Origin of the sequence: Vibrio sp. 10N.261.52.C2, from assembly GCF_041471425.1 — a bacterium.
Classification (GTDB): Bacteria; Pseudomonadota; Gammaproteobacteria; order Enterobacterales; family Vibrionaceae; genus Vibrio; species Vibrio crassostreae_C.
This window is the reverse complement of sequence record NZ_JBFROH010000017.1, coordinates 39,673-65,187: the sequence shown is the minus strand read 5'-3', so window position 1 is coordinate 65,187 and position 25,515 is coordinate 39,673. Positions and strand designations below refer to the sequence as shown.

Here is a 25,515-nt window from a genome sequence, read left to right as displayed (position 1 = left end):
TGTTTGAGAGTGTCTGTTTATTTTACTTAGTTGATTTGAGCTAGGCGTGACCAGCGTCTGCTGAAAGCTGAGCTGCATTAATGCCTAACATCTGTACAGCGACTTTCCAGCGGTCAGAAATCGGTGTATCGAAGATGACCTTCGGATCGGCTTCAACGGTTAACCATGAGTTCTCGGTCAGTTCTGTTTCCAGTTGTCCGGGTTCCCATCCTGCATACCCAAGTGCGACTAAATAATTCATCGGCTCATCTTCTGTGCCCAACACCATCAAGATATCTTTTGAGGTTGTCACTGAGATTTGATCCGTCATGCTGATACTGGATTGATAGTTGCCTTTAGGTTTGTGCAAAATAAACCCACGGTCTTCTGCGACCGGTCCACCATTCAATACAGGCTTATCAAGACTTGCTTGGTTGGGTTTTGGCTGATCAGAATCAACCTCAACTTGCTTAAGCATGCTACCGACAGTGACATCAATAGGGGCGTTGATCATCAAACCCATCGCGCCTTCGTCATTGTGCTCACAAAGGTAAATCACCGAATTTTGAAAGTATGGGTCTTTCATTCCGGGCATAGCAACCAGAAAGTGGTTCGTTAAATTCATAGAGCCTCCTGCCAGTGTGTTCCCAGTAAAGGAAAAAGAGCGGCGTAAAGCCGCTCATTGTTCTTTGCCTAGATATTTCTGTGTTTTCGAATAGCTAAGGCTTTCTTTAGTTTAGGCTATTTAGCGTTAACGCGACGCTCAATTGCATCCATTAATTTACCTGTAACTGAAATATCAAAAGCGGCTTCAATTTCACGGATACAAGTAGGGCTAGTCACGTTAATTTCAGTCAGCTTGTCGCCGATAACATCAAGCCCAACAAAGATTAAGCCTTTCTCTTTCAGTGCTGGAGCAACTGCTCTTGCGATAGCCCAGTCTGTTTCACTTAGAGGACGAGCTTCACCTGTACCGCCAGCAGCAAGGTTACCTCGAGTTTCCCCTTTTGCAGGAATACGCGCTAGACAGTAAGGCATTGGCTCACCGTCAACCACAAGAATACGCTTATCACCATTGCTGATGTCTGGAACAAAAGTTTGTGCCATTGCGTAGTTCTGACCGTGGTTGGTCAAGGTTTCAATAATAACTGATACGTTTGGATCGCCTTCTTTCACACGGAAGATAGACGCGCCGCCCATGCCATCAAGTGGTTTTAGAATCACGTCGCCGTGTTCTTCTCGGAACGCTTTAATTTTTTCAGCTTTACGAGTCACGATGGTGGTCGGTGTCAGTTCAGGGAACCATGCCGTGAACAACTTCTCGTTACAGTCACGTAGGCTTTGTGGTTTGTTGACGATCAGTGCGCCGTTCTCTTCAGCACGCTCAAGAATGTAAGTTGCGTAGATGTACTCAGTATCAAACGGAGGATCTTTACGCATTAGTACCGCATCTAAATCGGATAGCGCGATAGTCTGTTCTGATTTGAACTCGTACCAACCGTTTGGATCTTCTTTTAGTTCAACAACCTTAGTGTCAGCAATGGCTACGCCTTGATCTAAATGTAGATCATCCATTTCCATGTAATGGATTTCGTAACCACGACGCTGAGCTTCAAGCATCATGGCAAAGCTAGAGTCTTTTTTGATGTTAATGGATGAAATTGGATCCATTACGATGCCAAGTTTGATCATTTTTTTCTCCTAGCCTAGATCGCCAAAACGGACTTGTAAGGCAGTAATTGCGGTTAGAGCTGCTGTTTCGGTACGAAGTACACGTGGGCCGAGTAGCGTCTCTTCAAATTTGTATTGTTCTGTCATGCCGATTTCTTCAGCCGACAAGCCACCTTCAGGGCCGATCAATAGGCGTACCTTACTGATAGGTTCTGGAAGGGTATTAATTGAGTATTTTGCACGAGGATGTAAGTTCAGCTTTAATGCTTCACTCGGTTCGCTACACCACTCTTCAAGTTGCATGATAGGGCGAATGACTGGAACCGTATTGCGGCCACACTGTTCACACGCCGCGATAGCAATCTTTTGCCACTGTGCGAGTTTTTTCTCGAAGCGTTTTGTATCAAGCTTAACGCCACAGCGCTCTGAAATTAAAGGGGTAATGGTGTTCACACCAAGCTCAACCGATTTCTGAATCGTGAACTCCATTTTGTCGCCACGTGAAATCACTTGGCCTAAATGTAAGTCTAACGGAGATTCGCTGCTGCGTTCGATGCGTTCAGAAACATTAACGGTGACATTTTTCTTTGATACTTCGGCTATCGTCGCAGGGAATTCAGCGCCACTGCCATCAAATAGAAGGACTTCTTGGCCTTCTTTCATGCGAAGGACACGACCAACATGACCCGCGGCATCTTCGCCTAAAGCGAGTGAACCTAACTGATGAATGCGTTCTGGGTGATGAATACGAGGGATTCTCATGCTGGTAAACCTATAAATATGTTCATTTGGGTATTTTGTCTCTGCCTAACATGGATGCTTTTAGTTGAAAAAACAAGGGTAGAGCAAGAGTTTCAGGGGCAATTCTGAAACTCTTGTTTGAGATAGTTAGGAATGTTGATTGTACGAGCGACGTTATTTACAAGCAGGGTAAACAAATGGGTTGTGATTACCTTGGATGGCATAGATTCGCTCATCACGAGTACATTCCCACTTGTCGACAGGAAATTGCTTGTTCCACGCCATCATTAGGTTGGTTTGTTGCTTAGATAGTTTGAAACCATACTCTTGGCTCATGTAAAGGTAAGTACGCGCGATAGAGCCTTTTGCTCTGTCTGGCGGCATAACTTTACGCTGCTTGAAGTTGACCTGCATTTCACACTGACCATAGCTCACACCATCCATGCCATTCCACTGACTGAAGTTGTAGTTGGAGCGATCACCGTTAACCTCGCCAATGGCCGGAGTTAGGTTGTGAAGGTCGGCTTCCATGGATTTGAATATTTTGTCATTGCGAGTGCAGTTCTTGCGCCCACCATCTTGCCAACACTGACGCTGGTGGCCAAATTGCCAAGCTGGAACCACGTGTTCCCACTCAATTCGACTCGCCCGCTTTTGTTGTTTTCGGACTTGATAGCCACAGCCATCAAGGTCGGGAATGCCTTTCTTTTTGTCCTTCCATGTAATGTCACAGCCGCAATAAAATGAAGTCGGATGGTCGAGGTAAATCTTCACCGCTTCTCTTTTTGCTTTGGAAAATGAGCTCGGTGGTGCGGCGAGAACGCTTTGGGTTACCAGTAGGCCAAATACTATTGTTAAGTAAAAAGATACAGGTAGGCCAAATGCTTTGAAGGTGAGTTTTTGCATAGAAAAAGACTGATAAAAGTATGATAAACATCAGTCTAGCACTCAAATGTTAGATCTCTCTATTAGATTTGTTCTACCGAGTAAATCAACCTGTCACTAGCTTAGTTGAGTTCCCGTGAAAGCTAAGGTTTGCTGGCACAATTGGCAGCGGTAGGTCGATTGATTCCGAAGTACTTTGTTGTGTCGTCTGATTGATAATGGGTAAGTGGTGCACTCACATCGATATTCAAAGGTTTTCCCTTGAACTGACGCGATTTCAAAGCTGTGAGTTGTTCTGGCTGGCACGTTGAATACTTTTTCCATCACGTATTTCCACTCGTTTCCGTGAGGCCTAACACGTCCGAAAACCTGATGCGTGATCAGGTGTGCGAGTTCATGTGGCACAACCTCGTTGATGAAGGCATCTTCATTTTCAGAAAATAGTACGTGGTTGAGCTTAATTTCGTTGAGCTGAAGGTAGGCCTTTCCCGCCGCTTTGCCTCTTAACTTGAAGGTGATAGTTGGGTGTGGAAATTCACGAGAGAAATGTTGATTTGCGATAGCTAGGCATTCGGCCAATTTCTTATTTGCTCGGTGTTGTTGCGGGGTGTAAGACAAACGTTGTTAACTCCAAATAAAAGGCCTCAGCGTTTAAACCAAGGCCTAATCATAACATTGCTTGTTGATCTAGCGATGCTTTACACGTGATGTTTTTTCTTAATGATCTCGTGATAAGCGTGCCATGTAGCATAGCCAAGTAGCGGCATGGTGACGATCATTCCGATGCCGTAGGTGGCAAAACCCACCAAAATACCGGCACAAATAATACTCGCCCAAACCACCATTGCAGGGATGTTCGATTTCACGGCATTAAAGCTAGTGAAAATCGCACTCATCACATCAACGCGTCTCTCCATCATTAACGGAATTGAAAATGCTGAGATGCTAAATATGAGGCTTGCGATAACAAAACCAATCACAGAACCCGTAATTAAGAAGGGAGCGAACTCAGCCAGTGGTGCGCCTTGCACTGAAGGGTAGAGCGCGTGCAATAATGCAGCGATACGCATCCAGAATATCATCGCAACCATCAATACGATCGCAAAGGCCCATTGGTGGGTGGAGTTGCGAGTGATGGCTTTCATCGAGTGCAGTAGGCTTGCGTTGTGGCCTTTTTCTCTTTCCCAAGCTGCGTCATACAAGCCCAGAGCAAGAAACGGCCCTATTAGCATGTACACGATCAGGCTTGGCATTACGACCAAGTGTGTTCCTTGCCATTGGACAAGCTGAACAATGGCGATTGCCGCTCCCATAAAGCACAAACCGTAGAATGCGCTGATTAATGGCATTCTTACTAAGTCATGCAGAGCAAGCGACAACCAATGAAAGGGTGCGGAAATACTGATTTGGTTACAAGGAATGGTGCGAGCGTAATCCTTATCGCTGACCTTGTGTTTTTTATCGTTCAGTTCGGATGGGTGCGCGGTACGAGGCATAGATCCCCCTAGTTAAATAACGTCCTAGTTATAATTCCATAAGGCTCATCGATGTGGCTTGTGTGAGAGTTATGGTGTTGAGCTAAATTGCTCTTTGTCATCCCAGTTTTTGTTCTAGCGTGCATTTAACGAGCGTTATCAGGCTGAATTAATTTAAGTTAAATGTGAGCTTGATCTCTTAGGAGTTACCTTAACTATTGTCAGTAGTGTTAGAAAACACAAATTATCAGCGGTTTTTTATACTAAGTGGTTAACGGTAAAGAAGGGCATTAGAGAAGAGAATGGCGAGTGAAAGTAAGGTAAGTACATAAAAATAAAGCCCTTACTAAGAAGTAAGGGCTTTAAAGAAACAAATCGCAGTGGCTAAATTATTTTAGGCCAGCGAAGTCCGCAAGGATTGCTGCTTTGTCAGTCGCTTCCCAAGGGAACTCTTCACGACCGAAGTGGCCGTATGCAGCAGTCTGCTTGTAGATAGGCTGAAGAAGGTTCAACATCTCTTGAAGACCGTATGGACGTAGGTCGAAGTTTTGACGAACTGCTTCAATGATAATTTCGTGAGCTACTTTTTCAGTACCAAACGTTTCAACCATGATAGATGTTGGATCAGCAACACCGATAGCGTAAGACAGTTGAATCTCACAACGGTCAGCCATGCCAGCAGCAACGATGTTTTTCGCAACGTAACGAGCCGCGTAAGCTGCAGAACGGTCAACTTTTGATGGATCTTTACCAGAGAATGCACCGCCACCGTGACGAGCTGCGCCGCCGTAGGTATCAACGATGATCTTACGACCTGTTAGACCACAGTCACCCATTGGGCCACCGATTACGAAACGGCCTGTTGGGTTGATGAAGAAGTTAGTGTCTTTGTTGATCCACTCAGCAGGAAGTACTGGTTTGATGATCTCTTCCATTACTGCTTCACGTAGATCCGGTGTTGTTACTGAATCGCAGTGTTGAGTCGAAAGAACAACAGCGTCGATACCAACGATTTTACCTTGGTCGTATTGGAACGTAACTTGAGATTTCGCATCAGGGCGAAGGAAGTCAAGTTTACCGCTCTTACGTACTTCAGCTTGCTTCTTAACAAGAAGGTGAGAGTAAGTAATTGGAGCCGGCATTAGGATTGGTGTTTCGTTAGTCGCGTAACCAAACATGATGCCTTGGTCGCCTGCGCCTTGCTCTTTAGGGTCTTCTTTATCAACACCTTGGTTGATGTCTGGAGACTGCTTACCAATTGTGTTTAGAACAGCACAAGAGTCAGCGTCAAAGCCCATATCAGAATGAACGTAACCAATTTCACGTACTGTTTCACGAGTGATTTCTTCGATATCAACCCATGCAGACGTTGTTACTTCACCGCCAACCATAACCATGCCGGTTTTAACGTAAGTCTCACAAGCAACACGTGCTTTTGGATCTTGTTCCAAGATGGCATCAAGAACAGCATCAGAGATTTGGTCTGCAATTTTATCTGGATGGCCTTCTGAAACAGATTCAGAAGTGAATAGGTGCTTAGCCATGAGAGCTCCACTTTTAGTTTTTGGTGTAAATAGTTTATGGCGTCGCAAGCTAGGAAGCGCGCCATTAAATACAGTATATTTTGTAGGTGTTTCTACATCTAGACGGCTATTCTAAATTCCAGCGGTCGAATTACAAGCTCTTTTTTATGATATGTCATAACTAATCGTTTGCGTATCGATTGAGATAAGCCACTGCCAAGTGATGTAAATGTTCGAAAATTGCGAAAAATGACCGTTAAAATGCCAGTAAAACGTTTGCAGTCGCAATAGTCGTTTGAGAGAATACCCGCGCTAATTAAAATGAAAACATTAGCACTATCTCTTTTTTAAATCGCTTATGTATCCAGGAGCAGACATGCCTTCTCGTAAAGATCTAGCCAATGCAATCCGCGCACTTAGCATGGACGGTGTTCAACAAGCAAATTCAGGCCACCCAGGCGCACCTATGGGTATGGCTGACATCGCTGAAGTTCTTTGGCGTGGCCACTTGAACCACAACCCAGCAAACCCAGAATGGGCTGACCGCGACCGTTTTATCCTGTCTAACGGCCATGGTTCAATGTTGATTTATTCTCTGCTTCACCTTGCAGGTTACGAGCTTTCAATTGAAGACCTGAAAAACTTCCGTCAACTGCACTCTAAGACTCCAGGTCACCCTGAGTACGGTTACGCTCCTGGTATCGAAACAACGACTGGTCCTCTAGGTCAAGGCATCACTAACGCTGTTGGTATGGCAATGGCTGAGAAAGCACTGGCGGCACAGTTCAACAAAGAAGGCCACGACATCGTAGACCACTACACTTATGCATTCATGGGTGATGGCTGTCTGATGGAAGGTATCTCTCACGAAGCATGTTCTCTAGCAGGTACGCTAGGTCTTGGTAAGCTGGTTGCTTTCTGGGATGACAACGGCATCTCTATCGATGGTGAAGTTGAAGGTTGGTTCTCTGACGATACACCTAAGCGTTTTGAAGCATACGGTTGGCACGTAATCCCAGCAGTAGATGGTCACGACTCTGATGCTATCAACGCAGCGATTGAAGCGGCTAAAGCGGATCCTCGTCCAACGCTTATCTGTACTAAAACTATCATCGGTTTTGGTTCTCCAAACAAAGCGGGTACGCATGACTGTCACGGTGCTCCACTAGGCGCTGATGAAATCACAGCAACTAAAGCAGCATTGGGTTGGGAACACGGTCCTTTCGAAATCCCAGCAGATATCGCAGCTGAGTGGAATGCGAAAGAAGCAGGCGCAGCGAAAGAAGCAGCGTGGAACGCGAAGTTTGACGCATACGCAGCGGCTTACCCAGAGCTAGCAGCTGAATTCAAACGTCGTACTAACGGCGAGCTACCCGCTGAGTGGGAAGAGAAAGCAAACGCAATCATTGCTGATCTTCAAGCTAACCCAGCAAACATCGCTTCACGTAAAGCATCTCAAAACGCACTAGAAGCGTTTGGTCAAATGCTTCCAGAATTCATGGGCGGCTCTGCTGACCTTGCGCCTTCTAACCTGACTATGTGGTCTGGTTCTAAGTCTCTTGAAGCAACTGACTTTTCTGGTAACTACATCCATTACGGTGTACGTGAATTCGGTATGACGGCTATCATGAACGGTATCGCTCTGCACGGTGGTTTCGTGCCATACGGCGCAACGTTCCTAATGTTCATGGAATACGCGCGTAACGCAATGCGTATGGCTGCTCTGATGAAAGTTCAGAACATCCAAGTTTACACGCACGATTCTATCGGCTTAGGCGAAGATGGCCCTACTCACCAACCGGTTGAGCAGATCGCTTCTCTACGTCTGACTCCAAACATGAGCACATGGCGCCCATGTGACCAAGTTGAATCTGCAGTGGCTTGGAAACTGGCTATTGAGCGTAAAGATGGTCCTTCATCTCTAATCTTCTCTCGTCAAAACCTTGCACAACAAGATCGTAATGCTGAGCAAGTTGCTAACATCGCTAAGGGTGGTTACATCCTGAAAGATTGTGAAGGCAAGCCAGAGCTAATCATCATTGCAACTGGTTCTGAAGTTGAGCTTGCAGTTGAAGCTGCTGCACAACTAACCGCTGAAGGTAAAGCTGTACGCGTAGTATCTATGCCTGCAACTGACGCATTCGACAAGCAAGACGCTGAATACCGTGAGTCTGTACTTCCATCTGATGTTACAGCGCGTATCGCAGTAGAAGCTGGCATCGCTGACTTCTGGTACAAATACGTTGGCTTCGGTGGCAAGATCATCGGTATGACAACGTTCGGCGAATCTGCACCAGCAGGTGAGCTATTCAAGATGTTCGGTTTCACTACTGAAAACGTAGTAAACACAGCGAAAGAGCTTCTTGCTTAATCATTGACTGATGGCCTGTGCTAACAGTTAAATGAAGGAAAAACCGAGCGCTGAGCTCGGTTTTTTGTATCTGGGATTTGTTTCTTCTAGGCTTATCTCTACAAGCAACAGATTAACCTGTCCTAACTAAACGGGGTTATTCAAGTAATGCCTTTTGGGTAGGATTCAGTTATCATCTGTTGCACGAAATTTTGGTTAGATGTACGGAAATATGCTAAAAGTCGCGATAAACGGATTTGGACGAATAGGGCGTAATGTATTACGCGCTGTCTATGAAAGTGGCAAAAGCCAACAAATCAAAGTAGTAGCTGTTAATGAGCTTGCTCAGCCTGACGCTATGGCTCACCTATTGCAGTACGACACCAGTCACGGCCGCTTCGGTAAGAAAATCTCTAACGATCAAGAGCACATTTATGTCCATCATGGCATTGGTGCTGAAGACAAGGGTGAGTTTGATACCATTCGTATCTTACATCTTGCTGATATTGAGCTGTTGCCTTGGCGTGACCTTGAGGTGGATATCGTTCTCGATTGTACCGGTGTTTATGGTTGCCGAGATGACGGCCTCGCGCACATTGCTGCAGGGGCGAAAAAGGTACTGTTTTCTCACCCCGGTGCCAATGACCTCGATAACACCATTATCTATGGTGTGAACCACGATACCATCGAAGCGGACCACCAAATCGTTTCCAATGGTTCGTGCACCACCAACTGTATTGTCCCTATCATTAAGGTTCTTGATGACGCCTTTGGTATCGAGTCCGGTACGATTACGACTATTCACTCTTCAATGAATGATCAACAAGTTATCGATGCGTACCACAGCGATTTGCGTCGTACTCGAGCAGCAAGCCAATCGATCATTCCTGTCGATACCAAGTTGCATAAAGGTATTGAAAGAATCTTCCCGAAATTTTCCAACAAATTTGAAGCTATATCTGTGCGTGTGCCGACGGTAAACGTAACAGCGATGGATTTAAGTGTCACAATTAATGCAAATGTGAAAGTTAATGACGTAAATCAAACCATTGTTAATGCATCCCAGTGTACATTACACAATATAGTTGACTATACTGAAGCGCCGCTCGTTTCCATCGACTTTAATCACGATCCCCATAGCGCAATCGTTGATGGTTCACAAACGCGAGTGAGCAACGGCCACTTAGTTAAAATGCTAGTGTGGTGTGATAATGAATGGGGCTTTGCGAACCGAATGCTGGATACGGTTCTTGCAATGCAAGCTTCTGAAGGCAAGAAGTAAGACCTAGAAGCAAATGTGCGGATTATTTATTTTTTAGCTTGAAATAAATACTAAGAGTCCACATATTATTAGTAGTGAAAGAATTACCAGTTGAATAATTTATAGGCTTAGCAGGGTTGCTGAGTTTCCAAAACTTTATATTTATTTAAATTTGAGAGGACAAATCATGTCTGTGATCAAGATGACTGACCTGGAACTTGCAGGTAAACGCGTATTTATCCGTGCTGACCTAAACGTACCAGTAAAAGACGGTAAAGTAACTTCAGATGCACGTATCCTTGCATCTCTACCAACTATCAAACTTTGCCTAGAAGCTGGCGCAAAGGTAATGGTTACTTCTCACCTTGGTCGTCCTACTGAAGGCGAATACAACGAAGAGTTCTCTCTAGCTCCTGTAGTTAACTACCTAAACGACGCACTAGACTGCGAAGTTAAACTAGCTAAAGATTACGTAAACGGCCTAGAGCTAAACGCTGGTGAACTTGTTGTTCTTGAAAACGTTCGTTTCAACAAAGGCGAGAAGAAGAACGAAGAAGCACTTTCTAAGCAATACGCTGCACTATGTGACATCTTTGTAATGGATGCATTCGGTACAGCTCACCGTGCTCAAGCTTCTACACACGGCGTTGGTACTTACGCTCCTGTAGCATGTGCTGGCCCTCTTCTAGCTGCTGAGCTTGAAGCGCTTGGTAAAGCAATGGACAACCCAGCTCGCCCACTAGTGGCTATCGTTGGTGGTTCTAAAGTTTCTACTAAACTAACCGTTCTAGAATCTCTTTCTAAAATTGCTGACCAGCTTGTTGTTGGTGGTGGTATCGCGAACACATTCATCGCTGCTGAAGGCCACAACGTAGGTAAGTCTCTATACGAAGCTGACCTAGTTGAAACGGCTCAAAAGCTAATGAAAGAGTGTGCTATCCCAGTAGCAACTGACGTTGCATGTGCTAAAGCATTCGACGAAAACGCAGAAGCTGAAATCAAGCACGTTTCTGAAGTTCAAGACGACGACATGATCTTCGACCTTGGTCCAGATTCAACTGCGGCACTAGCTGAAATCATCGGCAACGCGAAAACAATCCTTTGGAACGGCCCTGTAGGCGTATTCGAATTCAAGAACTTCGAAGCGGGTACAGCTGGTATCTCTAAAGCAATCGCTGAGTCTGCAGGTTTCTCTGTAGCAGGTGGTGGTGACACGCTAGCAGCTATCGATAAGTTCGGTATCAAAGCTGACGTTTCTTACATCTCTACTGGCGGTGGCGCTTTCCTTGAATTCGTTGAAGGTAAAGTACTTCCTGCAGTAGCAATGCTTGAAGAGCGTGCTAAAGCATAATTGATTTAGAAAGGCGAGATGTGAATCTCGCCTTTTAACGTTTGCTGCATATCACACTTTTTTGCTAGAATGGCATAAGTTGTGAGCAAACGATTGCAAGTTTTTAAACTTAAGTTTTTTAATCTTAAAACGATAGAATAAATAGGACTATTTCCATGTCTAAGATCTTCGATTTTGTAAAACCTGGTGTGATTTCTGGCGATGACGTACAGAAAGTATTTGAAGTAGCAAAAGAAAACAAATTTGCTCTTCCTGCTGTAAACGTTGTTGGTACTGACTCTGTAAACGCAGTACTAGAAGCAGCTGCTAAAGTTAAAGCTCCAGTAGTTGTTCAGTTCTCTAACGGCGGCGCTGCATTCTTCGCAGGTAAAGGCGTTAAACTTGAAGGTCAAGGCGCACAAGTTCTTGGCGCTGTAGCTGGTGCAAAATACGTACACGCTGTAGCTGAAGCTTACGGTGTTCCAGTTATCCTGCACACTGACCACGCTGCTAAGAAACTTCTTCCATGGATCGACGGTCTACTAGACGCTGGTGAAGAGTTCTTCGCACAAACTGGTAAGCCTCTATTCTCTTCTCACATGCTAGACCTTTCTGAAGAGTCTCTAGAAGAGAACATCGAAACATGTGCTAAGTACCTAGAGCGCATGGCTAAAATGAACATGACAATCGAGATCGAACTTGGTTGTACTGGTGGTGAAGAAGACGGCGTTGATAACTCTGATATGGACGCATCTGAGCTTTACACTTCTCCAGAAGACGTAGCATACGCTTACGAGAAACTAATGGCTGTTAGCCCACGTTTCACTATCGCTGCATCTTTCGGTAACGTACACGGTGTTTACCAAGCTGGTAACGTTGTACTTACTCCAACTATCCTACGTGACTCTCAAGCATACTGTGCAGAGAAGTTCGGTATCGCACCTAACGCTCTAAACTTCGTATTCCACGGTGGTTCTGGTTCTTCTGAAGCAGAAATCCAAGAGTCTATCGGCTACGGTGTTATCAAAATGAACATCGATACTGATACACAGTGGGCAACTTGGGACGGTATCCGTCAGTACTCTGCTGACAACTTCGATTTCCTACAAGGTCAAATCGGCAACCCAACTGGCGAAGCTGCTCCAAACAAGAAGTACTACGATCCACGCGTATGGCTACGTGCTGGTCAAGCTTCAATGGTTGCTCGTCTAGAGAAAGCATTTGCTGACCTTAACGCTGTAGACGTACTATAATTCTTTGAATTAAGTACTCTTTAAGTTTTAAAAACCCGCTCATTGAGCGGGTTTTTTTATATCTGATAAAAACTTGTACTAAATATGTGAAAAACCTAGCGTGCGGTGAATAAATTTCGTAGTCTTTTAGTTATCGGTATTTGTGTTTATCGGTAAGTTTTAATAATTCAAAAGCTTACATAAATATGACTTTGCAATCTGTCAAAGATAGGATATCGTGCCGAAAAACTGAACTTGGTTCAGTTTATAAAAAGGACTTGGCTTTAATTTACTTTTAACACAATGACTTAACGGTAATTACACTGTTTATTATATTGCAGAGTAAATGAGGCTTAAGGCAGTTTAGCCCATAGCATATTATATAGAGGATGCACATTATGGCTGATAGTTCGACAGCGATTGAGACTCCACTTGTGGATGGTTTGTCTCAAGCAGAGCAGTGGTTAACAAATAATTCAGATTTATTTATCCAATATGGCGTAAATATCATTTCAGCACTGATAATTCTATTTATTGGTAACCTTATTGTTAAAGCAGTAGCGAATAGCGTGTCTAAGGTTCTTCAGAAGAAGAAAATGGACCGAGCAGTTGTGGAGTTCGTCCATGGTTTAGTTCGTTACTTGTTGTTTGTGATTGTTTTAATTGCTGCACTTGGTCGTTTAGGTGTTCAAACGGCATCTGTAGTTGCTGTTATTGGTGCGGCTGGTTTAGCCGTTGGTCTTGCACTACAAGGCTCACTATCTAACTTTGCTGCTGGTGTACTTATCGTTGCATTCCGTCCATTTAAGTCTGGTGACTATGTGGAAATTGGTGGTGTGGCAGGTTCAGTTGATTCTATTCAAATCTTCCAAACGGTTCTAACAACGCCAGACAACAAAATGGTTGTAGTACCTAACGGTAGCGTTATCGGCAGCCCAATCACAAACTATTCTCGTCATGCGACGCGCCGTATTGATCTAATGATTGGTGTTTCTTACAACGCTGATCTTCAGAAGACAAAAGCGCTACTGACTAAGATCTGTGAATCTGATGAGCGTGTACTGAAAGAACCTGGCGTTCAAGTTGGTGTTCATACGCTTGCTGATTCTTCAGTTAACTTCGTTGTTCGTCCATGGGTTAGCACTGCTGACTACTGGAATGTTTATTTCGACCTGATGCAAGCAATCAAAGAAGGCTTGGATAACGAGGGTATCGAAATTCCATTCCCGCAAATGGATGTACACATGAATAAAGTAGAAGCTTAATTCCTAGTTAGTTTTTATAACTATAAGCTTTTATAAGGAAAGGCGGATAACTTAGGTTATCCGCCTTTTTTGTTGGTTTCATGAAGCTAAATAGATTTACCAGTATTGCTCAATAAGTCCATCGGTAAGCACCGTTGCTATGGCGAACATCATGGTTGCGACTGCGATATCAATGCCTTTCTTAACCTTAGGTTTAGATAGCGTCGGGCCTAGTTTTGCAGCGCCTAATGACAAAGAATAGAACCAGACGAACGAAGCCAATATAGTCCCCATAGCAAATGCAATTCTGTCGTTGCCTTCAAATTGCCCACCAATGGATCCAAGAATTACCACGGTATCCAAATAGAGATGTGGGTTTAATACTGTTACTGCCAATGCCCCTAAAATAACGGTGCGCTTGCCACGCGCTAATATCTCACCTTTCGACTCATCACTGGTGCGCACTTTGAATGCACTGCGTAGTGAGAGCAAACCATACACAGTCAGAAAAACGATGCCACCTAGTGTCACTGAGGTAAGCAGTAATTCATTTTGCGACAAGATCGCTCCGCCGCCAAAAATGCCTAATGAGATAAACAGAGTATCGAGCAGGCTACAAATCGTTGCTGTCGTTAAATGATGATTGCGTTTTATCCCTTGATTTAGGACGTACGCATTCTGAGCGCCAATAGGGATAATCATACTTGCCCCTAGACCAAAACCTTGTAATAAAACCCAAAAACTCATTTTAACCTCCACTTATTTAACGATATTTACGTGCTATATGGCGAAGATACTCTGACCCTTTAAATAAGTATAATTAATGATTTTAATCCATTATTAGAGTTGCTAATGTGGTGATGAGTTAGCTTAAAAAGGAAGCAAATTGATGCGCGGATTGGATTATAAATGGATTGAAGCACTGGATGCTGTAGTAAAACAACGTAGTTTCGAAAGGGCTGCTGAGCAGTTATATATCTCCCAGTCGGCGGTATCTCAACGCATCAAACAGCTGGAAAAGTGGTTGGCTCAGCCAGCCTTGGTGAGAGAAAGCCCGCCTAGGCCAACGCCTGCGGGTAAAAAACTACTGGGCTTATATCGCCGTGTTCGTTTGTTAGAGCACGAGCTTGTGCCTGAGTTGATGAATGAAGAGGGTAATCAACCACTATCGATATCCATAGCCACCAACGCTGATAGTTTGGCGACATGGTTGCTACCAGCTTTGTCGGATGTGATTAAGTCTCGCCAAGTCGAGTTGAACCTCGCGATTCATGGTGAGTCGAGAACCATTGAAAAGATTAAAAGTGGCGAGGTGGCCGGTGCAATCAGTTTGGAGTCTCAAGCGATTCCTGGCTGCAGTGCTGACTATCTCGGTAGGATGGATTATGTGTGCGTGGCTAGCCCTGACTTTCATCAGCGTTACTTTGCAGAGGGCGTAAACTACGCCACCTTAAGCAAAGCACCTGCGGTTTCCTATGATCAATACGATGATCTGCATAAGAAGTTTCTGCATGATCATTTTAACGTCCCGAGAGACAGTGTGATCAATCATACAGTCGGCAGTTCAGAAGCATTTGTGCGCTTGGCATTATCGGGTGTAGCCTATTGCTTGATCCCCCGATTACAGATTATCGATGAGCTCGAGTCTGGTGCTCTGATTGATATTACCCCTGGCTTTCTGCTCTCTTATCGCATCTATTGGCACCATTGGCAGCTTGAGAGCGGAGTATTAAAAGAGGTATCCCAAGCAATATTGAGTTTTGCTCACAATCACTTACCTCAGTAAACTGTTGGTTTTTTCAGCGTCAAAGTTCTGTTAGAAGTGTGTGCTCTGGATTGGCTAAACGATAAATTGCTCTATGATGAAAGGACATTTGTTTAGCATAGGTCATACCTAATGAAGCTTGTACCAAAGATGTTAGCAACGTCTCTTACTCTTACTGCGGCGTTGAGTGCTGTGAGTTTTCCATCATTGGCTGACTCTCCATCCTTTCCTCATATTTCAACGACAGGCTATGGTGAAGTGATCGCTACACCTGATATGGCGACATTCTCTGTGAGAGTCGTGGAATCGACGATGACTGCTGAACAGGCTAAAAATACCGTTGATAAAGTCGTGACAGGCTTTCTAAACAAGCTGCATCAAGCTGGTGTTGATGAGGCGAGTGTACACAGCTCTAACCTGTATTTATCTCCTCAATATCATTACCCGAAAGATGGCAAACCGGAACTGGTTGGCTACCGCGCCTCACGTAATGTGACCGTTCAAGTGACTGAGCTAGCTAATCTTAATGAGTACATGGATATTGCGATTGGAGAAGGCATTAATCAGATCGACAACATCCAACTGCAAGTTCGCGACCAAGCTAAGTATCAAGAGCAAGCGCGCTTAGAAGCCATTAAAGATGCGACATCAAAAGCTAAATCATTGGCGAGTGGTTTTGAGCGAGAGTTAGGTGATGTATGGCGCGTGGATTACAACGCCCAATCTTCTCAGCCAGTACTCATGCGTTCAATGGCGATGGATGCAAGAACAGAATCGAACTCTTATGAAGACTCAACGATCACCATTCGTGATCGCGTGAATGTGATCTACCAGATCGAAGAGTAATGACAGTGCTATAGAAGGTTTTGGATCATGACGACCTAATTACCTACGATAGGCCAAATGCTAAAAAGGCTCTCATGATGAGAGCCTTTTTTATGCATTTTGAGTGCGATGATTAGTGAAGAAGACGAGCACGGATTGTGCCTTCGATCTCTTTCAGTTTAAGCAGTGCTTCTTCAGAGCGATCGGCTTCTACATCGATAACGACATAACCCATATCAGCCGCAGTCTGTAGGTATTGACCCGCGATGTTGATCCCTTCCTCAGCGAAGATGGTGTTGATCTGAGTTAGGATGCCTGGGCGGTTTTCGTGAATGTGTAATAAACGAGACGTTCCAGTATGCAGTGGTAGTGATACCTCAGGGAAGTTAACACTTGATAGCGTAGAGCCGTTATCAGAGTATTTCGCTAGCTTACCAGCAACTTCAACACCAATATTCTCTTGTGCTTCTTGAGTTGAACCACCCACGTGAGGCGTTAGGATCACGTTATCGAACTGCATTAATGGAGACTCAAACGGGTCTGCATTGGTTTTTGGTTCTGTTGGGAAAACATCAATAGCCGCACCTGCAAGGTGTCCAGACTCCAGAGCGCCACACAGAGCAGGAATATCGACTACCGTGCCACGAGCTGCGTTGATAAAGATAGAACCAGGCTTCATGCGCTCGAACTCTTCTTTACCCATCATGTCTTTTGTTTCGTTGGTTTCAGGTACATGCAAAGAGATTACGTCACACTTGTTCAGTAATTCCGTCATGGTATGAACTTGCGTTGCGTTACCCAGAGACAGTTTGTTTTCAATGTCGTAGAAGTAAACACGCATGCCAAGGTTTTCAGCAATAATACCCAGTTGAGTACCGATGTGACCGTAGCCAATAATACCTAAACGCTTACCACGGGCTTCGTAAGAGTTGTCGGCACTCTTTTTCCAGATGCCACGGTGTGCAAGCGCGTTCTTTTCTGGAATGCCACGTAGTAGCAATAGAACCTGACCAAGAACGAGCTCAGCAACGCTTCGAGTGTTTGAGAACGGTGCGTTGAACACAGGGATACCGCGTTTTGCTGCTGCTTGAAGGTTGACTTGGTTAGTACCAATACAGAAACAACCGACGGCAACTAGCTTTTCAGCTGCATCAATAACTTCTTGGGAGATATTAGTGCGAGAACGAATACCAATGAAATGAGCATCTTTTACTGCTTCAAGAAGTTCATCTTCCGGTAGCGAGCCTTTGTGGTACTCAATGTTTGTGTAACCAGCGGCTTGCAGTACTTCTACAGAAGAAGGGTGAAGACCTTCTAGAAGTAGAATTTTAATTTTTTCTTTTTCCAGTGAAACTTTGGCCATTGTTCTCGTCCTTAAAATGGAAAGGTTGGGCAAATGCGGCGCACGTGCTACAAAATGGCTGAAAGGGGAACAAATTCACCACTTTGTTAGGAGACAAACGTTTTCCCTGTGCGTCTTCTGAACAATAAAGTAACAAAAAAAAAATGTTTTGGGTAAGAAAATTACGGAATAAGACATAATTTTACAGCAATAAAGCAAAAAAAACGGCGCCCTAGGGCACCGTATGTAATGAAGTAACAGAAAAACTCAATCTTCTATTATTTATTCTTCGATTTTTGCACCTTCAGGCGTGCCGGTGATAACCACATCAGCACCACGGTGAGCGAACAGACCAACCGTCACCACACCAGCTATACCATTGATGATATCTTCTAGTTGTTTCGGGTTTTCGATCGCCATGCCGTACACATCTAGGATCACGTTGCCGTTATCGGTTGTGCAGCCTTCGCGGTAAACTGGGTCACCACCAAGCTTAACCAACTCACGTGCCACGTATGAACGTGCCATTGGGATTACTTCAACAGGCAGTGGGAATTTACCCAACACATCAACTGCTTTAGTGCCGTCAACAATACACACAAACTTATCAGAGATAGCCGCTACGATTTTTTCACGAGTCAAAGCAGCGCCGCCGCCTTTGATCATATCGCGTGAAGCGTTAATCTCGTCTGCGCCATCAACATAGATGTCTAGTTTGAATACGTCGTTGCACTCAAATACTTTGATTTCTAGTGCTTCTAGTTTTTCAGTAGAGGCTACAGAGCTTGAAACCGCACCTTTGATTTTGTCTTTCATTGTGCCAAGTGCGTCGATGAAGTGATTTACTGTAGAGCCAGTACCTACACCTACAATGCTGCCTTCTTCAACATATTGAAGTGCTGCCCAGCCAGCTGCTTTTTTCATTTCATCTTGAGTCATGCCATTCTCCTGAATAAGGTCTTGCGCTTTGAATTAATCGTTCGCGTATTGAAGTTAACGTTTAAATATCGAGGTTAACGTTTGCGGCGCGATTATAGCGCTTTAATGGTTGTTTTCCCATTGCCAAGTTTTACTCGGAGTCACGATTTTAGGTAACGGAATGTCCCATTCTTCAATCGGTAGCGTATCAACATGTTGGCAATCATGAGCCAAACCAATAGGAGCTGCACCTTCGCCCGTCTCGAACCACTTTGCCAAGGTGCGATCGTAATATCCGCCGCCCATACCTAAACGATGGCCATGGGAGTCAAAGCCGACAAGGGGCGTAAGAATAAGGTCGAGTTGCTGACAAGGTTTAACCAGCATTTGATTGAGCTGAGGTTCGACAATACCGTACTTATTCAAGACCGTCGGTGTGGTTGGCGAGTAGTGTAAAAACAGCAGGTGCCCGGCAGAGAAGGGGTGCAATACTGGTAAATAAGTTTGCTTACCTTGCGCCCATAACCATTCGATTAAAGGCTGAGTATCGAGTTCGCCATCGATAGAGATATAGAGGGCAATATGCTGAGCAGACTGAATTTCATCAAGCTGCATGCACTGCTTAACTAAGTCGATACCGGATTGAGTTTGTTGGTCGCCAGATAAGGCATTGCGTTTGATACGGATCTGTTTGCGAAATTCGCTGCGTGTGAGCGTCTTCATAAGAAGGGATACCCCAAAGTGCCGTTGAGAATAGATGGCCCTTGAACCAGCGAGTTCAAGGCGGATCAGCAATGATTACCGTAGGCTTCTCGGCGGACCGAGCATGCTCAATAGCACTCAAGTACTAACCCTTAGGGATTGCTTATCGGCTCGGGGACGTGAATCCTCTGACAAACACTCCAGGGTAAATTTTGTGTACGCTATTGCTGTCCGTGCTTAACTTTACTGAGGACATCTGAAAGTGATGTCGTGAGCTGTTCCATTCGCTCGGTCAGTGCGTTTTGTTCATCATTTGCTTCAAACTTCTTGGTTTGTAATTCGTAGCAAATATTCAGAGCTGCGATAGTCAGCAGCTTCACTTCATTGGTTACCTTAGTACGTTCAGCCATCTCTTTCAATCGATTATCAAGATCGGCCGCCGCTGCAATCAATGACTCTTCTTGCCCTGGTGGACAATTCACTCGAGTCAGTTTTCCTAATATTTCAACGTCTACCGCTTGATTACTCATGATGGATGAACTCTTTAACGCGCTATTTTAAGGCTGTTGCCCTTCGCCATTTTTTGAGAAAGAAAAAGTGCAAGTACCGATGAGGAAGCAATCTCCTCTGAGGGAGAAACTATAGGTAAACCGCTATTAAGATTCAAGCTTTTCAGAGTGACTGTTTGTAAATGAGAGCTTGAGCACACAGTAATTCAGCAAATTGAACAATTGGTAGTCAGTCATCCTTCAATTGCTGGGGATCGATGCTTACCAGAATTGGGGTGAAGTGGTACGATTATACTATCGATATAAAGAATAACTGAGCGAGCTATCTGATGAGCGAAACTACTTTACCTGACTACCTAACGGTTGCGACTGAACTTCAATCGGCAAGTCTAGCCGTAACCCCTGCTGAGATGCACGGTTTATTAACGGGTATGTTAAGCGGAGGCTTAAGCCTTGCAGATAAAAGCTGGCAACCACGGATCTTCGATTACACCAATGAAGGCATGGGTTGGCCAGATCGCGCATTAACGCTAGCGGAAGCGACACTGAAAGTAACGACCAGTGAAATCACAGGTTCGGGTATGGAATTGTCTATGTTGCTGCCTGACGAAGACGCAAGCGCAAGCCTATTTGACTTGGCTGATGGTGTGTCTGATTGGATTAACCATTTCATTACTGGTCTAGGCTTGGTTGGCGCTCAATTGAACAAAGCGTCTGACAGTACAAAAGAAGCATTAGCTGATCTAGAAGAGATGGCTAAGCTAGGCATTGACGAAGAAGATGATCTGGAAGAGCAAGCGCAGCTTCTAGAGCACGTTATTGAGCACGTAAAAGCGTGTGCACTAACGATTCATGCTGAATTTGGTGCTCGCCCATCTGAAGATGCGGCGCCTACCATTCATTAATTCGTTGGCCGGTTTGAGGTTATGATGGCTCAGTATGATGTTGTAATTGCTGGTGGCGCAATGGCAGGGGCAACCTTAGCCCTTGCTTTGAATCACCTAAGCCAAGGTTCACTGTCGATTGCGGTAGTGGAGCCTTATCAGGTTGATCATCAAGCTCACCCTGGGTTTGATTCTCGTTCGATTGCTTTGTCCTATGGCACGGTGCAGATCCTGGATTCTTTGCGCTTATGGCAATCTATCGCTCCGGTCGCGACCCCGATTAAAGATATCCATGTTTCGGATCGCGGGCATGCCGGAATGACAGACATCTACAGTGAAGAGCTTGCTGTAGATGCGCTTGGCTACGTGGTCGAGTTAGCAGATGTGGGTCGAATCTATCAGCAGAAACTTGAATCAGAAGCGGCAATTACCATGCTTTGTCCTGAGTCTGTTAGTAAAGTTGAACGTGAAGAAGCGTTGACGACGATTGAACTGACAAGTGGGCAAACAGTAACCACTAAGTTACTGGTTGCTGCTGACGGTGCAATCTCAACCTGTTGCCAACAGCTCAATATCTCATTGAGTGAGCATGACTTTGAGCAAGTCGCTGTGATTGCCAATATTGTGGCGAGTGAACCTCACCAAGGTCGCGCATTTGAGCGTTTTACCCATCATGGGCCAGTTGCTCTATTACCGATGAGTGACAACCGTTTATCGCTGGTTTGGTGTTTAACACCAGAGCAAGCACAAAAAGTGATGACGCTAAACGACAATGAATTTCTTGAGCAATTGCAGAATGACTTTGGCTGGCGACTTGGCCGATTAGAGAAGGTCGGCAAGCGCGCGAGTTACCCTCTGATTCTTCGTCACCGACAGCAAAATATCTCTCATCGATTTGCCATTGTTGGTAATGCTGCTCAAACGCTTCACCCAATTGCGGGGCAAGGCTTTAACCTAGGCATCCGAGATGTGGCTTCCTTGGCAGAAGAGTTGTGTACCCAGTTAGATGATGTAGGTCGTTACCGTGGTCTTGTTAACTTTAGAAAGCGTAGAGAACAAGACCGAGACGCAACGATCACGTTGACTTCAAGCCTAGTTCACCTGTTCTCAAACGATTATATGACCGCTCGCATTGGGCGTAATCTTGGGTTAGCCGTAATAGATAACCTTCCACCACTTAAAGGTCCACTTTTGCGTCATACGCTTGGCCTAGTAGAAAGATAAGGTAATAAATAATGATGCAAAGTGTTGATATCGCGATTGTTGGTGGTGGCATGGTTGGCCTAGCGCTTGCTGCTGCCCTAAAAGACAGTGACCTAAGAATCGCTGTCATTGAAGGCAGAGCGCCTAGTGAAGGGCTGAGTGAGCTGCCTGATGTGCGTGTATCCGCGTTGAGTCGTTCTAGTGAAGTGATTCTTCGTAACCTAGGTGCATGGCAAGGTATCGAACAAAGACGCGCTGCACCGTATCAAGCGATGGAAGTGTGGGAACAAGACAGTTTCGCTCGTATTGAGTTTGACTCGACACGCTTGGCTCAGCCTAATCTTGGTCATATCGTTGAAAACCGTGTGATTCAATTAGCGCTGCTTGATCAGGTTAAGAAACAAGACAACGTCAGCCTGTATATGCCCGCAACGTGTAAAACGATGGCGATTGGTGAAAGTGAAGCTTGGTTAACATTGGACAATGGTCAAGCACTGACAGCTAAGTTAGTTGTTGGAGCAGACGGCGCAAACTCTTGGGTTCGTAAGCAGCAAGATATCCCATTAACACATTGGGATTACGGACACAGTGCGATTGTCGCGAACATCAAAACCACAGAGCCGCACCACAGCGTTGCTCGTCAAATCTTCACGCCTCAAGGCCCATTGGCATTCCTACCAATGCAACCAAGCAACATGAGCTCGATTGTTTGGTCTACGGAACCAAATCGTGCCGAGAACCTCGTATCAATGTCGGATGCTGAATTCAACAAGCAGTTAACAGCTGAGTTCGATGCAAAGCTGGGCTTATGTGAAGTGGTTGGTGACCGTTTTGCCTTCCCACTGCGCATGCGTTATGCGCGTGACTTTGCGGTAGAGCGTGTGGCTTTGGTTGGTGATGCTGCTCATACCATTCACCCATTAGCAGGGCAGGGTGTGAACCTTGGCTTATTAGACGCAGCAAGCTTAGCGCAAGAGCTGTTAAAGCTATGGTCTGCGGGTGAGGATATTGGCACCAAGCGTAATCTTCGCGGCTACGAGCGCTGGAGAAAAGCTGAGGCGGCGAAAATGATTGCTTCAATGCAGGGCTTTAAAGATCTGTTTGAAGGCGATAATCCGGCTAAGAAGCTAATTCGTGGTATCGGTATGAAGCTTGCTGGTCAATTACCGGGTGCGAAAGATGAGATAATGAAGCGAGCGCTGGGTTTGTCGGGCAATCTTCCTGACTTAGCTAAGCGTCCAGTGACTCATCGATAATGACATAGTGTTCTGGTGGTATATCGAATCATCATTGATACGAAAATTGGTACGAAAAAAGGGTTGGCATAATGCCAACCCTTTTTGTTTTTAATTCTGTAGATAATCAGGTCATGCGTACGCGCAGCGCAGTTTCATGATTTCACTATTTATTTCTTTCACTGTTTGAAAGTGACGTTTTTCTGCTCGGTCTGGTAGCACTAGCTTACCGTTATCAAACTCAAATTTTCCTACGCCGTAAATGTAGATTCGTCCTTTGAAAAGTCGACTTACATGTTTAGCAATCATACTCGGTGTATAGCGCTTAAACAGTCTCATTCTTAATTATCCTTATATTTACCTAGCCTGCATATTATAGAAAAACTCCGAGATAATAATTGTGATAAGCATGGAGTTATATGCAGTAGCGTTGACGTTAATTAGATATTTGTGCTGTTCTAAGCACTTTCTTCAGTAAATATCTATTTTTACGTGAGCTCCTCCCCAAAATAATACTGAGTAGTGAACTGCCGTGAACTTTTCTGTTCAGTATTAAGCAGTGATAATGTTACAAGTATAAGAATAGGCGGGATTTTTTTGTTTGTGTAATCAAATTGTAAATTTCGGACAAAAAAAAGCCCGTCTAAAACGGGCGAATAGTCACAGATGCATTACACAAAAGTGGATACTGATGTTACTCAGTGGATTCACTTGCACTGATTTGCTTAATAGCTAGTCAGTAAATTTACAATAACGCAAATTTAACTTTGTGACTACTTATGCTTTTATTTTGAGTAACTATTTATTAATGGTGTGTTCTTCTTATGACGAGGTTCACACTAAAAATGTACTCAATGAAATATTAAAATGAAGTTTGCGAAGCATGATCTAAACGATCATCGACTGATGTCCGCGACGGTCGGTGCACATAGCGCCATAAGATCATTGAGATCCAGCGCAACGCCAGCCATTCGGTCGCCGGAGCTAATGGTTACGGTCGAGTTGTTTTGAATGGAAGGATCAAAAATGATCGGCATGTGTCTCTTGAGAGCGAGCGGACCAACACAACCCACTTTAAAACCGGTGATCGCTTCAACATCTGCGAGCGACACGCAGGTCATTCGACGGCAATTCAGTACCGAGCGTACTTTCTTGGGGTCGACAGAGCGATCGCCAGCAGTACAGGCTAACGCATACTGGTTGCCCATATCCTTGAGCAGGATGCACTTCACCATTTGAGAGGCGTCGATGCCTCGCTCTTGTGCAGTTTCTTCAATGCTGGTGGTTGGCTTGCTTTGCATCAGCAGGCGATAATTCACCTGCTGTTGATCCAGCCATTGTGTAATCTGCGTTTCCACGTGGTTACTCGTCGTCAAGGCTGTACGGCAGTGGCAGGATATTCCATGTTTGATCAGGCTGCGCGGTCAGTCGCAGCTGAACATCGTCATCAAGGTTGTTTGGCAGTACCATCAAACCAATCGCTCGGTTATCAGCAAATTGATAGACGTTTAATAGTCGGCCTGCGCCACGCCAGTTCTCACCCACACTACGCTCTAGTTCAATTGGGTTCTCTAGAGACAATACTTCTGCTGTCGTTCCTGAAACAATGCGCATCTCACGCTTGTTCATGCCACGGTACTTGGCACGAGCTACCGTTTCTTGACCTGTGTAGCAGCCTTTTGAAAAGCTGATTCCACCAATCGCTTGCAGGTTAAGCGCTTGAGGGATGTGCTCGTTTTGCTCTGCTTTCGATAGGTTAGGCTGAGCATCAAGAATTTCATAATACTGCCAAAGTGCTTCTGATACTTTTTCTGCTGAACTACTTGAGACTAAAGTTGCAGCAACTTCTTCCGTAATAAGCAACGCCCAGCGATTGTCTGAGACTTTAACCGCTGTGCCACCAGAGATAGCACGCACGTTACCTTGGCCTTCTGAAATTGAATCAATATATTGATCCGCAGACGCACCCATCACACCGATAACAACATCTGTCGTTTGCTCGATATCAACCTTAGAGAACACGGCGTATTTTTTGATTTCGACCAGCTCTACTTCAATCGCAGATTTAGGCTGCATGAGTGCGTAACCGCCATTGTGATGGAACAGGCGGAAGATGCTCCATACCTTTCCTTTTGCATCACAGTGCGCGCCTAACGTGGATTCATCATTAGGAAGAGTGACGACATCGCACGTTACTTGACCCTGTAGGTACGACTTTTTGTCATCGCCTATCATGGTAATTGCACTCCAGTCTGATACGTGTGTCATCATCAGTTCTGGAAGCGATTCATTTTGCGTATGAGCGAGTGGCTGAAATATGTTTTTCCAATCCATTTTATCTTTCCTAAGAATTTTATTTGGCTCTATGTTAATCCGGTTCTGTTTCTTTGTCAGCCTAGGTTTTTTTGTGAGCTTAGATAGGGACTGTGACTCACATAGTA

25 protein-coding genes and 1 other RNA gene are annotated in these 25,515 nt (G+C 44.8%); 10 read left to right on the top strand and 16 right to left on the bottom strand.

The annotated features are described in order from the left end of the window. Positions 1–40 precede the first annotated feature (40 nt). From AB4307_RS07025 to metK, 7 genes are all read right to left on the bottom strand, one after another. Entirely contained in the window at positions 41–604 is a 564-nt protein-coding gene (locus AB4307_RS07025; protein WP_017062239.1) for a YqgE/AlgH family protein, read from the bottom strand. A gap of 116 nt (positions 605–720) precedes the next feature. Then, positions 721–1,671 (bottom strand): glutathione synthase, encoded by a 951-nt coding sequence (gshB, locus tag AB4307_RS07020; protein WP_004735482.1) that lies wholly within the window; start codon positions 1,669–1,671, stop codon positions 721–723. A 9-nt stretch (positions 1,672–1,680) separates the two neighbouring features. Then, positions 1,681–2,412, bottom strand: a complete 732-nt coding sequence (gene rsmE, locus AB4307_RS07015; protein WP_017062238.1) for a 16S rRNA (uracil(1498)-N(3))-methyltransferase — start codon at positions 2,410–2,412, stop codon at positions 1,681–1,683. A gap of 153 nt (positions 2,413–2,565) precedes the next feature. Next, a complete protein-coding gene (locus AB4307_RS07010) occupies positions 2,566–3,297 on the bottom strand; it encodes an endonuclease (RefSeq protein ID WP_017063198.1) in 732 nt (243 codons plus the stop codon). A 96-nt stretch (positions 3,298–3,393) separates the two neighbouring features. After that, on the bottom strand, positions 3,394–3,894 hold the full coding sequence (locus tag AB4307_RS07005) for a SprT family zinc-dependent metalloprotease (RefSeq protein WP_017062236.1): 501 nt from the start codon (positions 3,892–3,894) through the stop codon (positions 3,394–3,396). Between the two features lie 80 nt (positions 3,895–3,974). Continuing rightward, positions 3,975–4,772 carry a DUF2189 domain-containing protein gene (locus AB4307_RS07000; RefSeq protein ID WP_017062235.1) on the bottom strand — a complete coding sequence of 266 codons (798 nt, stop codon included), beginning with the start codon at positions 4,770–4,772 and terminating at the stop codon, positions 3,975–3,977. Between the two features lie 368 nt (positions 4,773–5,140). Further along, positions 5,141–6,295, bottom strand: a complete 1,155-nt coding sequence (gene metK / locus AB4307_RS06995) for a methionine adenosyltransferase (protein WP_017062234.1) — start codon at positions 6,293–6,295, stop codon at positions 5,141–5,143. A 355-nt stretch (positions 6,296–6,650) separates the two neighbouring features. On the opposite strand from metK, the gene tkt reads away from it, so the two are divergent. The 5 genes from tkt to AB4307_RS06970 all read left to right on the top strand — a co-directional run bounded on the left by tkt (position 6,651) and on the right by AB4307_RS06970 (position 13,712). Then, positions 6,651–8,645: a transketolase gene (gene tkt, locus AB4307_RS06990; RefSeq protein WP_048605833.1), complete on the top strand. Its 1,995-nt coding sequence runs from the start codon at positions 6,651–6,653 to the stop codon at positions 8,643–8,645. A gap of 211 nt (positions 8,646–8,856) precedes the next feature. Further along, positions 8,857–9,906, top strand: coding sequence for an erythrose-4-phosphate dehydrogenase (epd, locus tag AB4307_RS06985; protein WP_032545627.1), 1,050 nt, complete (start codon positions 8,857–8,859; stop codon positions 9,904–9,906). 166 nt (positions 9,907–10,072) lie between these two features. Then, positions 10,073–11,236, top strand: a complete 1,164-nt coding sequence (locus AB4307_RS06980; protein WP_017059064.1) for a phosphoglycerate kinase — start codon at positions 10,073–10,075, stop codon at positions 11,234–11,236. Between the two features lie 155 nt (positions 11,237–11,391). Then, entirely contained in the window at positions 11,392–12,468 is a 1,077-nt protein-coding gene (fbaA, locus tag AB4307_RS06975) for a class II fructose-bisphosphate aldolase (RefSeq protein ID WP_010435694.1), read from the top strand. Positions 12,469–12,845: 377 nt separating this feature from the next. Continuing rightward, positions 12,846–13,712 (top strand): small-conductance mechanosensitive channel MscS, encoded by an 867-nt coding sequence (locus AB4307_RS06970; protein ID WP_017063201.1) that lies wholly within the window; start codon positions 12,846–12,848, stop codon positions 13,710–13,712. A gap of 96 nt (positions 13,713–13,808) precedes the next feature. Here the strand turns inward: AB4307_RS06970 and AB4307_RS06965 are convergent, their stop codons facing one another. Next, positions 13,809–14,438, bottom strand: coding sequence for a LysE/ArgO family amino acid transporter (locus tag AB4307_RS06965; RefSeq protein WP_372131486.1), 630 nt, complete (start codon positions 14,436–14,438; stop codon positions 13,809–13,811). 142 nt (positions 14,439–14,580) lie between these two features. Between AB4307_RS06965 and AB4307_RS06960 the strand changes: the two genes are divergently transcribed. Both AB4307_RS06960 and AB4307_RS06955 read left to right on the top strand, forming a co-directional pair. Beyond that, positions 14,581–15,477 (top strand): LysR family transcriptional regulator ArgP, encoded by an 897-nt coding sequence (locus AB4307_RS06960; protein WP_017068706.1) that lies wholly within the window; start codon positions 14,581–14,583, stop codon positions 15,475–15,477. Between the two features lie 111 nt (positions 15,478–15,588). Further along, positions 15,589–16,302 carry an oxidative stress defense protein gene (locus AB4307_RS06955; RefSeq protein WP_017059059.1) on the top strand — a complete coding sequence of 238 codons (714 nt, stop codon included), beginning with the start codon at positions 15,589–15,591 and terminating at the stop codon, positions 16,300–16,302. Between the two features lie 112 nt (positions 16,303–16,414). Here the strand turns inward: AB4307_RS06955 and serA are convergent, their stop codons facing one another. The 5 genes from serA to AB4307_RS06930 all read right to left on the bottom strand — a co-directional run bounded on the left by serA (position 16,415) and on the right by AB4307_RS06930 (position 19,773). Then, the gene (gene serA / locus AB4307_RS06950) at positions 16,415–17,644 is read right to left on the bottom strand and encodes a phosphoglycerate dehydrogenase (RefSeq protein WP_017059058.1); all 1,230 of its coding nucleotides are present in this window, start codon (positions 17,642–17,644) and stop codon (positions 16,415–16,417) included. Between the two features lie 261 nt (positions 17,645–17,905). Beyond that, positions 17,906–18,562, bottom strand: a complete 657-nt coding sequence (gene rpiA / locus AB4307_RS06945; RefSeq protein ID WP_048605825.1) for a ribose-5-phosphate isomerase RpiA — start codon at positions 18,560–18,562, stop codon at positions 17,906–17,908. Positions 18,563–18,664: 102 nt separating this feature from the next. Beyond that, positions 18,665–19,264 (bottom strand): 5-formyltetrahydrofolate cyclo-ligase, encoded by a 600-nt coding sequence (locus AB4307_RS06940; protein ID WP_017059056.1) that lies wholly within the window; start codon positions 19,262–19,264, stop codon positions 18,665–18,667. Between the two features lie 6 nt (positions 19,265–19,270). Further along, positions 19,271–19,453, bottom strand: a non-coding RNA gene (gene ssrS / locus AB4307_RS06935) — 6S RNA. Positions 19,454–19,464: 11 nt separating this feature from the next. Further along, entirely contained in the window at positions 19,465–19,773 is a 309-nt protein-coding gene (locus AB4307_RS06930) for a cell division protein ZapA (RefSeq protein ID WP_004735366.1), read from the bottom strand. Between the two features lie 308 nt (positions 19,774–20,081). On the opposite strand from AB4307_RS06930, the gene AB4307_RS06925 reads away from it, so the two are divergent. From AB4307_RS06925 to AB4307_RS06915, 3 genes are read left to right on the top strand one after another with little or no spacing between them, the layout of a single operon-like run. Continuing rightward, a complete protein-coding gene (locus tag AB4307_RS06925; RefSeq protein WP_372131484.1) occupies positions 20,082–20,657 on the top strand; it encodes a YecA/YgfB family protein in 576 nt (191 codons plus the stop codon). Between the two features lie 24 nt (positions 20,658–20,681). Then, positions 20,682–21,860, top strand: coding sequence for a 2-octaprenyl-6-methoxyphenyl hydroxylase (gene ubiH / locus AB4307_RS06920; protein WP_017059054.1), 1,179 nt, complete (start codon positions 20,682–20,684; stop codon positions 21,858–21,860). 11 nt (positions 21,861–21,871) lie between these two features. Next, a complete protein-coding gene (locus AB4307_RS06915) occupies positions 21,872–23,095 on the top strand; it encodes an FAD-dependent 2-octaprenylphenol hydroxylase (RefSeq protein ID WP_017063203.1) in 1,224 nt (407 codons plus the stop codon). Positions 23,096–23,206: 111 nt separating this feature from the next. Here AB4307_RS06915 and ytfK read toward each other — a convergent pair whose 3' ends face one another. The 3 genes from ytfK to ygfZ form a co-directional block, all read right to left on the bottom strand. Next, positions 23,207–23,413, bottom strand: coding sequence for a stringent response modulator YtfK (ytfK, locus tag AB4307_RS06910; RefSeq protein WP_009847660.1), 207 nt, complete (start codon positions 23,411–23,413; stop codon positions 23,207–23,209). A gap of 557 nt (positions 23,414–23,970) precedes the next feature. Then, on the bottom strand, positions 23,971–24,432 hold the full coding sequence (locus tag AB4307_RS06905; protein WP_029235114.1) for an aminoacyl-tRNA deacylase: 462 nt from the start codon (positions 24,430–24,432) through the stop codon (positions 23,971–23,973). Positions 24,433–24,436: 4 nt separating this feature from the next. Further along, a complete protein-coding gene (gene ygfZ, locus AB4307_RS06900) occupies positions 24,437–25,408 on the bottom strand; it encodes a tRNA-modifying protein YgfZ (RefSeq protein ID WP_372128437.1) in 972 nt (323 codons plus the stop codon). Between the last annotated feature and the right edge of the window lie 107 nt (positions 25,409–25,515).

What these genes read in the sequence shown, in the direction of transcription:
- AB4307_RS07025 (WP_017062239.1), bottom strand. Translation starts at nt 604, where the DNA reads ATGAATTTAACGAACCACTTTCTGGTTGCTATGCCCGGAATGAAAGAC.
- gshB (WP_004735482.1), bottom strand. Translation starts at nt 1,671, where the DNA reads ATGATCAAACTTGGCATCGTAATGGATCCAATTTCATCCATTAACATC.
- rsmE (WP_017062238.1), bottom strand. Translation starts at nt 2,412, where the DNA reads ATGAGAATCCCTCGTATTCATCACCCAGAACGCATTCATCAGTTAGGT.
- AB4307_RS07010 (WP_017063198.1), bottom strand. Translation starts at nt 3,297, where the DNA reads ATGCAAAAACTCACCTTCAAAGCATTTGGCCTACCTGTATCTTTTTAC.
- AB4307_RS07000 (WP_017062235.1), bottom strand. Translation starts at nt 4,772, where the DNA reads ATGCCTCGTACCGCGCACCCATCCGAACTGAACGATAAAAAACACAAG.
- metK (WP_017062234.1), bottom strand. Translation starts at nt 6,295, where the DNA reads ATGGCTAAGCACCTATTCACTTCTGAATCTGTTTCAGAAGGCCATCCA.
- tkt (WP_048605833.1), top strand. Translation starts at nt 6,651, where the DNA reads ATGCCTTCTCGTAAAGATCTAGCCAATGCAATCCGCGCACTTAGCATG.
- epd (WP_032545627.1), top strand. Translation starts at nt 8,857, where the DNA reads ATGCTAAAAGTCGCGATAAACGGATTTGGACGAATAGGGCGTAATGTA.
- AB4307_RS06980 (WP_017059064.1), top strand. Translation starts at nt 10,073, where the DNA reads ATGTCTGTGATCAAGATGACTGACCTGGAACTTGCAGGTAAACGCGTA.
- fbaA (WP_010435694.1), top strand. Translation starts at nt 11,392, where the DNA reads ATGTCTAAGATCTTCGATTTTGTAAAACCTGGTGTGATTTCTGGCGAT.
- AB4307_RS06970 (WP_017063201.1), top strand. Translation starts at nt 12,846, where the DNA reads ATGGCTGATAGTTCGACAGCGATTGAGACTCCACTTGTGGATGGTTTG.
- AB4307_RS06965 (WP_372131486.1), bottom strand. Translation starts at nt 14,438, where the DNA reads ATGAGTTTTTGGGTTTTATTACAAGGTTTTGGTCTAGGGGCAAGTATG.
- AB4307_RS06960 (WP_017068706.1), top strand. Translation starts at nt 14,581, where the DNA reads ATGCGCGGATTGGATTATAAATGGATTGAAGCACTGGATGCTGTAGTA.
- AB4307_RS06955 (WP_017059059.1), top strand. Translation starts at nt 15,589, where the DNA reads ATGAAGCTTGTACCAAAGATGTTAGCAACGTCTCTTACTCTTACTGCG.
- serA (WP_017059058.1), bottom strand. Translation starts at nt 17,644, where the DNA reads ATGGCCAAAGTTTCACTGGAAAAAGAAAAAATTAAAATTCTACTTCTA.
- rpiA (WP_048605825.1), bottom strand. Translation starts at nt 18,562, where the DNA reads ATGACTCAAGATGAAATGAAAAAAGCAGCTGGCTGGGCAGCACTTCAA.
- AB4307_RS06940 (WP_017059056.1), bottom strand. Translation starts at nt 19,264, where the DNA reads ATGAAGACGCTCACACGCAGCGAATTTCGCAAACAGATCCGTATCAAA.
- AB4307_RS06930 (WP_004735366.1), bottom strand. Translation starts at nt 19,773, where the DNA reads ATGAGTAATCAAGCGGTAGACGTTGAAATATTAGGAAAACTGACTCGA.
- AB4307_RS06925 (WP_372131484.1), top strand. Translation starts at nt 20,082, where the DNA reads ATGAGCGAAACTACTTTACCTGACTACCTAACGGTTGCGACTGAACTT.
- ubiH (WP_017059054.1), top strand. Translation starts at nt 20,682, where the DNA reads ATGGCTCAGTATGATGTTGTAATTGCTGGTGGCGCAATGGCAGGGGCA.
- AB4307_RS06915 (WP_017063203.1), top strand. Translation starts at nt 21,872, where the DNA reads ATGATGCAAAGTGTTGATATCGCGATTGTTGGTGGTGGCATGGTTGGC.
- ytfK (WP_009847660.1), bottom strand. Translation starts at nt 23,413, where the DNA reads ATGAGACTGTTTAAGCGCTATACACCGAGTATGATTGCTAAACATGTA.
- ygfZ (WP_372128437.1), bottom strand. Translation starts at nt 25,408, where the DNA reads ATGGATTGGAAAAACATATTTCAGCCACTCGCTCATACGCAAAATGAA.